The sequence below is a fragment of the Type-D symbiont of Plautia stali genome (assembly GCF_001485335.1).
In the GTDB taxonomy this organism is placed as follows: domain Bacteria; phylum Pseudomonadota; class Gammaproteobacteria; order Enterobacterales; family Enterobacteriaceae; genus Pantoea; species Pantoea vagans_C.
On record NZ_BBOC01000019.1, the window covers coordinates 57,662 to 68,524 of the forward strand.

Genomic DNA, 10,863 nt, shown 5'->3' on the forward strand with positions numbered 1-10,863 from the left:
AGTACTCATTGGACGCAGCGCATTCTGTTCTTGGCCAGTAATGGATACACCTTCCGCAAACATTCACTGTAATCAGTAAAAATCCCACTCTGCAGGCGAGTAAAACATTCACTGTAATCAGCAGACTCTGCATGATGTTTGCCTGTCCGCGCGTGAGTGCATTCAAAGGCAGGTCCATCCGGGTGAGTTAACAACCACAACAGCGTTCACTGTAATCAGTAAATCTCAGCGTCTTAGCCACTGAAGTTGGCTCTCACAAGTGAGTGTGTTTTGTGTGAGTAAACCAGATATTGCGTTGAAGCATTCACTGTAATCAGTAAGCTGATATGCGCTTCATCCTCACCACGCAGAAACACATGGCAACAGACATTCACTGTAATCAGTAGAAAGCGCTTAATCACGTTGCAGCAACCATTCACTGTAATCAGTAAATGACTTACCCAGCACCACTGTAATGATCAGATTCAAGAAGCCGGAGGAGGGGAGGGAGCCAGAAGATTCACTGTAATCAGTGACAGCGTGACGTCCGCAAAGACCGTGATAAATACGTCGATGGAGGGCGGTGTAAAATGTTCACTGTAATCGGTACAAGGTTCTTACATTCACTGTAATCAGCTTAGGTGACGAACCCTGTCACTTTTACTGTTTACTTTTACAGGTAATTTACTGATTACAGTGAACGTCATAAGAAAGACGAATAAAAATCAATATAAACAATAAGTTGAATAAAAACGTTCACTGTAGTCAGCACACCGCTCTTTCAAGGGATTCACTGTAATCAGTAGACTGATATCGAGCCCTGTATGTTCACTGTAATCAGCAATCCACCTTACATGGAAATCTTAAGAGGGTGGAATAGCCACCTGGTAAGTACTCACTATCATTAATGGCTCTATAAATAGGCAAGCCATAGATGGACAGTATGGCGGCGTGTTCCGGGATAAGCGCGATCTACTGTTTACAGTGAATGTTGCTGATTACAGTGAATGAGGAAGGCAGTACTGATTACAGTGAACATAATGAAGAGAGCGAATGTCACTTTTGCTCAAAAAGTGACACTGCCACAGGGGACGTTCCGATTACAGTGAACGCAAAAATCAGTCTTCGAATTCGATTTCATCGAGAGAGTCGATGCTCTCAAGATTGCTCATTCCATCAAGTTTGGGCGTACGGCTATGAATGATGAAGAACACCGAACGACCGCGTTTAACTTCTGAGTAATCCAGATAGCCAATCTCTTTCAGCTGCTCCATTGCGCGTCTCACGACGTGGTTTTGCGTCGTAGTCTTAGAACCCAAATTCAAACGCATGCGTAAACGCGCTAGCGAGATAGGCGCCGGGTTCGTCGGCAGACTTTCCAGATAGGTGTAGAGTGCCTGGGCCGACTCTTTGCGTTTCAGCCGGGAAATAGCTCGCAGCTGCAACAGAACCTTGTGGTCAAAGTTATACAGCTCAAACAGCTTAGGATCGGCCTGGATACGTACCAGATCCTTTTCGCGATCGTAATACGCCGATTGCACAAGGTGGGTGTGGTACGCTTTGCCATTACCTTCAAAGGACAAGGTATTGGTCGCGATGCGTCGTAAAGAGGCATCTAAACGCTTCCGCAGCGCCGCAGACGAGTTAGCCGAAGGGATCCCGCACATTTTTACGAAATCGATAAACGGCAGTGTGACGGTATCGCCCTTTGAGGGATAACGCGAAAATGACTGAATAATGCCAGCCCAGGTTTTGAAATCATTATCCATATCCAGCCTCGCGCCGGTAATGGTAATCTTTTCATAACCTTCCGACTTAACCAGCGAGAGGTTCTTAAGCTCTTTGGTGGCGTCTGTTGAGGCCATCGCACCCGACTTGCCGCGTGCGGTAGATTTCAAGGTAGGAACGAACAGTCCCAGGCGCATCAAAGCGACCGGTTGTACGGTGTTATTTTTATTAGGGTGGAGCTGGATAACTTCACCGCTATTTTTTGTCACCGACAGAAAAGGTTCTAGTAACGCTTTGTTTTCACTCTCTTTATCTGCCATAGCCTGAGGTCTTCATTCTGTGGATGAAAAGGATCGATTTCTGATTACAGTGAACATTAACACTGTTTATAGTGAACATTCTACAGTCTATAGTGAATATTGTACTGACTACAGTGGGCGTTTATCTGATTATAGTGAACGCGATCACCTTCTCAGGCCTTGTGTGGTGCGGCTTGCGACGATCGGGGATCTCTTAGGATCTCTTTAAGATCTCTTTATGATCTTTAATAGAGATCTATTCACTGTATAACTGCATAACCCTATGATGAATCGACATCTGTGGGTCGAAACTGTCAAAACATGCCGCTTTTGAAAGCCACCCTCACTAACACAGATAAACATAAGTTCTGCGCGAGAAAGATCGTGCTGATTCTTTCAAGATGAACAACTTCCTCATTATTATTCATTTTTCATCAACCTTTGGCAGGCGTAAGGTGAAATTCAACATGACCCTATTAAACATTTAGGAAGGCATCTTATGACTGACAACGTCATCTCACGTAATCCGACTACGGGCGAAATCATCGCAACCTATCCGCTGCAGAGTGCCGCTGAGTTAGAAACTGCACTGCAACAGAGTGCTGCAGCCTTTGCACAGTGGCGTGCAACCACCATGGAGCAGCGCGTGATCGTGTTGCGTCAGTTAGCAGAGCAAATTCGCCAGCGTCAGGATCAGCTAGCGAAAACCGCGACTCTCGAAATGGGTAAACCTATCGCGCAAGCGCGCGCAGAAGTGCTGAAGTGCGCAAACTTGTGTGACTGGTATGCAGAACATGGCCCAGCGATACTGGCGGACAAGCCTTCGCTGGTGGAGAATCAGCAAGCCTGGCAATCTTTCCGTCCTTTAGGCGTCATCCTTGCCGTGATGCCATGGAACTTCCCTTACTGGCAGGTTCTGCGCGGTGCAGTCAGCATGCTGCTAGCGGGCAACACCTATGTGCTGAAGCATGCACCGAGCGTAATGGGCTCCGCTCACCTGATGACAGAACTGTTTGATGCGACCGATCTGCCCAAAGGTGGCTTCACGGTGATCAACGTGGATAACGACGGTGTGTCACAAGCGATTAAAGATCCACTGATCGCTGCCGTAGCGGTCACCGGTAGCGTAAGAGCGGGTGGGGCAATTGCGGCACAAGCCGGTGCTGTTTTGAAGAAAACCGTGCTTGAACTGGGCGGCGCAGATCCATTTATCGTGCTGGCGGATGCCGATCTGGACGCAGCAGTGGCGTCAGCGGTCGTAGGACGCTACCAGAACACCGGACAGGTATGTATGGCGGCCAAACGGTTCATCATCGAAGAGAGTGTCGCAGAAGCGTTTGAGGCGCGTTTTAGCGCTGCGGTTCAGGCACTGAAGATCGGCGATCCACTGAACGAAGAGACTTTCATTGGTCCAATGGCACGTTACGATCTGCGTGATGAGCTGGATAGCCAGGTGCAGGAAACCCTGAAACAAGGTGCCCGACTGGTTTTAGGCGGTCATAAGATCGAAGGTGAGGGTAACTATTATGCGCCAACGATCCTTGCCGATGTGACGCCGGAGATGACCGCGTTCCAGCAAGAGATCTTTGGTCCTGTTGCGGCAATCACTGTCGCTCGTGATGCGCAGCATGCGTTAGAACTGGCAAACAACAGCGAATTTGGCTTGAGTGCCACCGTGTGGACCGCAAACGAAAGCGTTGCCAATGACCTGGCGGAAAAACTGGAAACCGGTGCGGTATTTATTAACGGTAACGGTGCATCCGATCCACGTGTGGCAATCGGTGGAGTGAAGAAAAGTGGTTATGGCCGTGAGCTGTCCAGCTTCGGCGTGCACGAATTCTGTAATATCCAGACCGTCTGGAAAAACCGCCGCTAATCCCTTATGGGCGCGAACCTCGCGCCCATTTCCTCTGCATTGCCACTCTTCTGCTGTAAATTCCCCGTTAAAATTGTTGTGGGCCAGCTCAAAAAATCCGCCAATGGTATTATAAAGGTATTGTTAGTGGTGCTAGATTGGCCTCACCTACACTGGGGAGTCCTTTTTAATGAAAACAACAATCCCAAAATTATCGTTCATGATGTTTCTCGAGTGGTTTATCTGGGGAGCATGGTTTGTACCACTCTGGGCTTTTCTCAGCAAAAACGGCTTCTCGCCGGTTGAGATCGCCTGGTGCTACGCCTGTACCTCGATTGCCGCCATCCTGTCACCGATCCTGGTTGGATCGCTGGCAGACCGTTTCTTCCAGGCACAAAAGGTACTGTCGTTACTGATGATCGTCGGCTCGATTCTGATGTACTTCGCCGCCCAGCAAACCCACTTCAGTAGCTTCTTCCCACTGCTATTGTTGTATGCGCTCACTTACATGCCAACCATTGCGTTGACTAACAGTATCGCTTTTTCCCACGTGGGCGATGTAGAGCGAGATTACCCACGAGTACGCGTGATGGGGACGTTAGGCTGGATAGCTTCAGGCATCGCATGCGGTTTCTTACCTCCTCTGATGGGCTTTGGCGATATCTCCGCCAGTAACGTTCCGCTGCTGATCACTGCGGCCAGTTCGCTGGTACTAGGGATCTTTGCCTTGACGTTGCCCGCCACCGAACCCAAAAGCACCGGAAAATTCAGCCTGCGCGTGGCGCTGGGGCTTGATGCGCTACATCTGTTAAAAGATCGTAGCTTCCTGGTGTTCTTTGTCTGTTCCTTCCTGTTCAGTATGCCGCTGGCGTTTTACTACATCTTCGCTGAGGGCTATTTAACAGAGGTGGGCTTACCGCACGCCACCGGCTGGATGACACTTGGCCAGGTATCCGAAATCTTCTTCCTGCTGGCTCTGCCGTTCTTCATCAAACCCTACGGCATCGGCAAAGTCCTGTTGCTCGGCTTAACCACAGCGGCTTTACGCTACATCTTCTTCGTGTTTGGCGGCGATCAAAACATGTTGACCATGGGCATGCTGTTTATGGGCATCCTGTTGCACGGCGTCAGCTATGACTTTTACTTCATCACCGCCTACATTTACGTCGATAAAAAAGCGCCCGTTGCCATGCGCAATGCCGCTCAGGGCTTGATCACGCTCGCCTGTCAGGGGATTGGTAGCTTGTTGGGCTATCGCCTGGGAGGCTATCTGATGCAAGAGATGTTCGCTTATGACCAACCGCGCAACGGACAGACGTTTAACTGGGCGGGTATGTGGATGTTTGGCAGCGTGATGATCATCATTATCACTGTCGCCTTCATCGTACTGTTCCGTGACGGTAAAAAACGCAGTGACGAATTAACCTCCTTTGAACAATCAACCACCGCTGACAGCCATAAATAAGAGAAGCAATTATGACGATGACACTCCAGGAAAAACGGATTTTAGGCGCGTTTTACGGTCAGGCGCTGGGCGATGCCATGGGTATGCCCTCAGAATTATGGCCGCGTAGCCGTGTTAAGCAGCATTTTGGCTGGATTGATCGCTTCCTGCCGGGGCCAGCAGAAAACAATGCCGCCTGCTATTTCGGTCAGGCGGCCTTTACGGATGATACGTCGATGGCACTGGCGCTGGCCGATGCCATCATGACGCATCACGGTGAAATCGACGCGGAAACCATTGGCGCCAATATTTTGCGTTGGGCAGAAGACTTTGATGCCTTCAATAAAAACGTGCTGGGGCCAACCTCAAAGATCGCGCTCAATGCTTTGAAAAACGGCGTCCCCGTGGCTCAGTTGGACAATAACGGCATGACCAATGGTGCGGCAATGCGCGTTTCACCTCTTGGCTGTCTGCTGCCTGCGCGTGACCTCAGTGCCTTTATTGATGCCGTCGCACTGGCATCCAGTCCCACGCACAAATCTGATGTTGCCATCGCCGGGGCGACAGTGATTGCCTGGGCGGTTTCACGCGCCATTGATGGGGCCAACTGGACAATGATCCGCGATGAGCTGCCATCAATTGCGCGCGCAGCACAGGAAAAACGCGTTACCACCTTTAGCGCATCCATGGCTGCGCGTGTTGAGCTAGCCTTGTCGGTGGTGGCGCAGGGACGGGGTGTGGAATCGACCATGCAACAGATATATGACCTGGTCGGCACGGGAACCAGCACCATCGAATCGGTGCCCGCAGCTATTGCCATGGTTGAACTGGCCGCCACTGACCCCAATCGTTGCGCGATCCTCTGCGCCAATTTAGGGGGCGATACCGATACCATTGGCGCGATGGCGGTAGCGATCTGCGGTGCGCTTCACGGTATCGACGACATCGATGCCGATCTCAAAGCACAACTGGATGCGGCGAACGCACTGGATTTCACGCGCTACAGCAGCGCCTTTATCCGTTTTCGCCAGCAGCGTGAGGCCGCTTATGCTGACGCCTGATGACCTGAATCGGCTGCAAGCGCGATTGCCGGTGTGCGTGATTGGTGCCGCGGTTGTCGATGTGATTGCCGATGCCTATTCCTTACCCCATCGGGGAAGTGACATTGAACTCCACCAGCAGGGCGTCAATGTGGGAGGGTGCGCACTGAATGTGGCGATCGCACTGCATCGTCTCGGGATCCCATCATTCAACGCACTGCCGCTGGGTAACGGAACCTGGGCCAGCATTGTGCGGCAAAAGCTGACGGAATATGGCATTGAAAGCGTACTGGAAGCGCCCAACGGTGATAACGGCTGGTGCCTGGCGCTGGTGGAGCCGGACGGTGAGCGCACGTTTCTCTCCGTTAGTGGCGTGGAAAATCTATGGGATGCGGAACTGCTGCGCGCGGTGCCGCAGCCGCAAGATCGCTGGATCTATCTTTCCGGCTATCAGCTCACCAGTAAAAGCGGCAATGTCCTGATCGATTGGCTTGAGCAGCAGGATCAAAGCTATCAGCTGCTGGTGGACTTCGGGCCGCGTCTGGCGGATATCGGCGATGCGCAATTTGACCGCATCATGGCGCGAAAACCACTGATTACAGTGAACAGACAGGAAGCGGAATTGCTGTGGCGTGAGCGTTTGAACCAAACCGCCCCCTTTGATGCCAGGCAGTTAATGGCGCAATGGCAAGCGCATTTTGATGGTGCGATAGTGGTGCGTCTGGACAGTGAAGGTGCGGGTTTTGCCGATGTACATGCCCAGGGATGGGTGCCCGCGCTGGCCACGAAGGTGGTCGATACCATCGGCGCGGGCGACAGCCATGCCGGGGCACTGCTGGCAGGGTTAGCTTCTGGTTGGTCGCTGGCGGAGAGTGTTGCGCTGGGTAATGCCGTGGCTTCTTATGTGGTTTCGCAGCGCGGGGGGGATTGCGCGCCGGATCGCAATGCGTTGCAGACTTACTGGCGGCAAAGAATCACTCAGCAATAAACACGTACATATCACTGCGGCAGTAACTGATACTGTATTCCAGCGGATTGCCTTGTGCGTCGAGTGCCAGTTGCTTAATCACCAGCACCGGCACATTGTCGGGCAGGGCAATTTGCATTTTAAGGGCTTCATCAGGCATGCGGGCACTCACTCTGCTTTGGGACTTAACCGGCAGGATGTGTTGTTTGTTGAAGTAGTCATACAACGAAATGCCAATCTCATCGGCGTCTGCGATAAAGCGTGCAGGCACCCAAGACTCTTCCACCGAAACCGCTTGCTGATCGACATAGCGAATGCGTTTGAGCTGGTATACATCGCTGCCTTTGTCTAATCCCAGCTTCTCACCAATCTCCGCACTGCACTGAATTTTACTTTTGTTAATCCAGACGGTATCCGGCTTTTTACCGCGTAGCACCGCCTGCTGCGACAAGCCTTTTGGCTCTTTCAGCGAATATTCAAACTGGCTGCAGATCTGCGTGCCGTAACCGCGAGAGCGAAATACCACACCCTCCTTTTCCAACTCATCCATGGCTTTGCGCACGGTAATGCGTGAGATGTTGAGCGACTGACTGAAATCGCGCTCGCTGGGCAGAATTTCTTCATTCACCAGCGTGCCATCGCGCACTGCATCTTTGATTGCCACGGCAAAACGCTTATACAGCGGCGTACGGCTCTCTTCCGCCAGCGTGTGGGTGAGCCGCGAAAACAGGGTAGCGTGATCGGTCATAGCAGACAGTGACACTCAATGAGATAGGCAATCGGTGGGGTTATGATACTGAATTTTCCCCCCATTGAAGTAGTGCATTCTGTTGTAGCGGCGGCCTTTTGGCCGCCTGTGATATCTTACCTTTCACTCAGCGCTCATCAAAAGGTACGCCACCTTTAGCTTTATGATGTTTTGGCGTTTCAATGATCGATACCGTCACGGAGTTGGCATCAATCTCGAACGATTCCGCCACTGCAACGGTTACTGCTTTTAATAACTTCTTCTTCTGCTCAACTGTGCGACCTTCCGCAGCATAAACAACGATTTCTGGCATATCCGTGTCTCCTTTGAGGGTTCAGATTCGGGTTTCAGCATAACCCAGCCAGGGCCGCTCACGCAGCGACAATTTGTCATAACCTCTCTCAAACCGTTTATCCCTGCAGGGGATCTGTGTTTAAATGTGTATTGTTATGTTATAACGTAAACACTCTGGGTTTTTAACGTGTAATTTTTCGGAAATCATAATGAAATCAATGAAAAAATTGCTGATCGCTACGGCGCTCGGCCTGGCTTCGTGCGCCTCATTGGCGGCGCCCCATCAGGAAAACACGGTGCGCATTGCCGCACCGTTTGAGATTAAAGGCGCAGATCCGGCGTTGTCGGGCGACATCCTTTTGCGTATGGATGTGGTCGAAACGCTGGTGGAAGTGGATGCACACGCTGAGCCGATCCCCGCGTTGGCTGCGAGCTGGCAGGTATCCGATGACGGATTGCGCTGGCAATTCGTATTGCGCGATAACGTGCGCTTTCATGATGGCTCACCGCTGAATGCGCAAGCCGTGGTGAAATCACTGAATACCGCGCGCAGCAAAGCGGGCTTATTAGATAAAACGCCAATCAGTGATATCAGCGGGGAAGGGCAGGTGGTGACCATCAGGCTGCGTGAGCCGTTTACCCCGTTACTCTCGGTGTTGGCGGAGAGCCGTTCGCAAATTCTGGCGTTATCCAGTTGGGACCAACAGGGCAACATCACGCAAATTATCGGCTCAGGTCCCTTTATGCTGACGGGCTTCCAGCCGCCGCAGTCGCTGGCGGTAAAACGTTTTGAAGATTACTGGGGCAAAAAACCGCAGATCGCGGCTGCCAGTTATCTCTCATCCGGACGCGCAGAAACGCGTGCACTGTTAGCGGAAAGTGGTGATGCCGATTATGTTTTCAATCTCGATGCAGCCAGTCGTCAGCGGCTGGCGCGTAAGCCTACGCTGCAAATACCCGCGATTCCTGTTCCCCGCACGTTGATGTTGAAACTCAATCTTGGCGACCCACTGTTGGCTGAACTCCCCGTGCGCGAGGCGATCAGCATGGCTATCGATCGCAACGCAATGGCAATGGCGGTGTTGCGTTACCCTGGAGCTGCCACACAACTGTTTCCACAGAATATGGGGGAGTGGCACAACGCGGCATTGCAGCCGTTGCAGTATCAACCCGAAGGGGCGGCGCAACATTTAAAACAAGCGGGCTGGCAGGCCGGTTCTGATGGTGTATTAACGCGCAACGGCCAACGTCTGAGCGTCACGCTACTGACGTTCCCGGATCGCCCCGAGCTGCCATTAATGGCCATGGTCATCCAGCAGCAGCTGCGCAAAGTCGGCATTGAGGTGAAGATCAACTCGACCAACGCCAGCGAAATTCCGGCTCAACACCACAGCGGGCAACTGCAAATGGCGCTGTTCTCACGCAATTTTGCACTGACGCCTGACCCAACCGGCACATTGCTGCAGGATTACGCGGAAAACGGCGGTGACTGGGGCGCAATGAACTGGCATCCCACTGGCTTCAGTGCCGCACTCCACACGCTGACCCAATCAACGGACTTAGCCGCACGCGCACAGGCACGCGTACTGATCACCACAGCGCTGCAACAGGAACTTCCGGTCATACCCATTGCCTGGTATCAGCAATCGGCAGCTATTAACAGCCAGCTAAAAGACGTCGCACTCGATCCTTTTGAGCGTCACTTTGGCCTGCGCAACATGCACTGGGAGCCGTGATGATCAAACAACTGAGCTGGCGACTGATGCAGGCGCTGTTTGTGATGCTGTCGGTGGGATTGCTGACCTGGTTTCTGGTGCGGGCGCTGCCGGGCGATATGGCGTGGCGTATTGCCAGCGGACGCTACGGCTATGACCGGGTTGATGCCGATGCGGTGGCGCGCGTGCAGCAAGAGTTAAGCGGCGCAACCGATCACGCGAGTGCTCTGCTGCAGTGGCTATTCGATCTGCTGCAATTCAATTTTGGTCGTTCTCTGGTTTCAGGTGAACCGGTGATGGATGAATTGCGCTGGCAGCTAAGCCAGACACTGGCACTGGCGGGATGTTCGCTGCTGCTGGCACTGATCCTCACGCTGCCATTGGGTATTTGGGCCGGTTGCCACGCCAATGGCAAGCTTGATCGTCTGCTGTTTTGGCTGACATCGCTGCTGAAATCTGTGCCGCATTTCGCCCTTGGCATGCTGCTGATTGTGGTGTTTGCGTTGCAACTGGATTGGCTGCCCAGCGCCGGACACGGCGAGCTGCGTCATTTCCTGCTACCCGCGTTGACGCTGGCGCTATCGTTGACTGCCGTCGGTGTGCGCGTGGTGCGTGAGGCGACTTTCCAGGTGGTGAATGCTGATTATTATCGCTGGGGGGCACAAAAAGGCTTACCGCCTGTCGCCTTGTTGCGTCGTCACGGGTTACGCAATCTCGGCACGCCGGTCCTCATCTGGTTTGGCATGCAGTTTGTCTGGCTGGTTGAGGGCGTGGTGGTGGTGGAAACCCTGTTT

9 protein-coding genes are annotated in these 10,863 nt (G+C 52.5%); 6 read left to right on the forward strand and 3 right to left on the reverse strand.

The window, feature by feature from the left end; translation table 11 throughout:
- Positions 1-1,097 precede the first annotated feature (1,097 nt).
- On the reverse strand, positions 1,098-2,027 hold the full coding sequence (locus tag PSSD_RS08460; RefSeq protein ID WP_039330228.1) for a RepB family plasmid replication initiator protein: 930 nt from the start codon (positions 2,025-2,027) through the stop codon (positions 1,098-1,100).
- A gap of 478 nt (positions 2,028-2,505) precedes the next feature.
- On the opposite strand from PSSD_RS08460, the gene PSSD_RS08465 reads away from it, so the two are divergent.
- The 4 genes from PSSD_RS08465 (at position 2,506) to PSSD_RS08480 (ending at position 7,333) form a co-directional block, all read left to right on the forward strand.
- Positions 2,506-3,882 carry an aldehyde dehydrogenase family protein gene (locus PSSD_RS08465; RefSeq protein WP_058970558.1) on the forward strand — a complete coding sequence of 459 codons (1,377 nt, stop codon included), beginning with the start codon at positions 2,506-2,508 and terminating at the stop codon, positions 3,880-3,882.
- A gap of 169 nt (positions 3,883-4,051) precedes the next feature.
- Positions 4,052-5,326 (forward strand): nucleoside permease, encoded by a 1,275-nt coding sequence (locus tag PSSD_RS08470; protein ID WP_058970561.1) that lies wholly within the window; start codon positions 4,052-4,054, stop codon positions 5,324-5,326.
- 11 nt (positions 5,327-5,337) lie between these two features.
- Positions 5,338-6,366, forward strand: a complete 1,029-nt coding sequence (locus PSSD_RS08475) for an ADP-ribosylglycohydrolase family protein (protein WP_058970564.1) — start codon at positions 5,338-5,340, stop codon at positions 6,364-6,366.
- A complete protein-coding gene (locus tag PSSD_RS08480; protein ID WP_058970567.1) occupies positions 6,353-7,333 on the forward strand; it encodes a PfkB family carbohydrate kinase in 981 nt (326 codons plus the stop codon). Before PSSD_RS08475 ends, PSSD_RS08480 begins: the two co-directional genes overlap by 14 nt.
- Here PSSD_RS08480 and PSSD_RS08485 read toward each other — a convergent pair.
- Both PSSD_RS08485 and PSSD_RS08490 read right to left on the reverse strand, forming a co-directional pair.
- The gene (locus PSSD_RS08485; RefSeq protein ID WP_058970570.1) at positions 7,320-8,060 is read right to left on the reverse strand and encodes a GntR family transcriptional regulator; all 741 of its coding nucleotides are present in this window, start codon (positions 8,058-8,060) and stop codon (positions 7,320-7,322) included. The two genes, PSSD_RS08480 and PSSD_RS08485, sit on opposite strands and share 14 nt — an antisense overlap.
- A gap of 127 nt (positions 8,061-8,187) precedes the next feature.
- Positions 8,188-8,373 (reverse strand): tautomerase family protein, encoded by a 186-nt coding sequence (locus PSSD_RS08490; RefSeq protein ID WP_039330238.1) that lies wholly within the window; start codon positions 8,371-8,373, stop codon positions 8,188-8,190.
- A gap of 190 nt (positions 8,374-8,563) precedes the next feature.
- On the opposite strand from PSSD_RS08490, the gene PSSD_RS08495 reads away from it, so the two are divergent.
- Both PSSD_RS08495 and PSSD_RS08500 read left to right on the forward strand, forming a co-directional pair.
- Complete coding sequence (locus tag PSSD_RS08495; RefSeq protein WP_058970573.1) at positions 8,564-10,090, forward strand: ABC transporter substrate-binding protein; 1,527 nt, start codon at positions 8,564-8,566, stop codon at positions 10,088-10,090.
- Positions 10,090-10,863 (forward strand): ABC transporter permease (locus tag PSSD_RS08500; protein ID WP_058970576.1); only part of this gene is annotated, 774 nt, incomplete at its 3' end. The genes PSSD_RS08495 and PSSD_RS08500, both read left to right, overlap by 1 nt.

Excerpts from the sequence above, each read along its gene's own strand:
- PSSD_RS08485 (WP_058970570.1), bottom strand. The coding sequence starts at position 8,060 with ATGACCGATCACGCTACCCTGTTTTCGCGGCTCACCCACACGCTGGCG.
- PSSD_RS08490 (WP_039330238.1), bottom strand. The coding sequence starts at position 8,373 with ATGCCAGAAATCGTTGTTTATGCTGCGGAAGGTCGCACAGTTGAGCAG.
- PSSD_RS08495 (WP_058970573.1), top strand. The coding sequence starts at position 8,564 with ATGAAATCAATGAAAAAATTGCTGATCGCTACGGCGCTCGGCCTGGCT.
- PSSD_RS08480 (WP_058970567.1), top strand. The coding sequence starts at position 6,353 with ATGCTGACGCCTGATGACCTGAATCGGCTGCAAGCGCGATTGCCGGTG.
- PSSD_RS08460 (WP_039330228.1), bottom strand. The coding sequence starts at position 2,027 with ATGGCAGATAAAGAGAGTGAAAACAAAGCGTTACTAGAACCTTTTCTG.
- PSSD_RS08465 (WP_058970558.1), top strand. The coding sequence starts at position 2,506 with ATGACTGACAACGTCATCTCACGTAATCCGACTACGGGCGAAATCATC.
- PSSD_RS08475 (WP_058970564.1), top strand. The coding sequence starts at position 5,338 with ATGACGATGACACTCCAGGAAAAACGGATTTTAGGCGCGTTTTACGGT.
- PSSD_RS08470 (WP_058970561.1), top strand. The coding sequence starts at position 4,052 with ATGAAAACAACAATCCCAAAATTATCGTTCATGATGTTTCTCGAGTGG.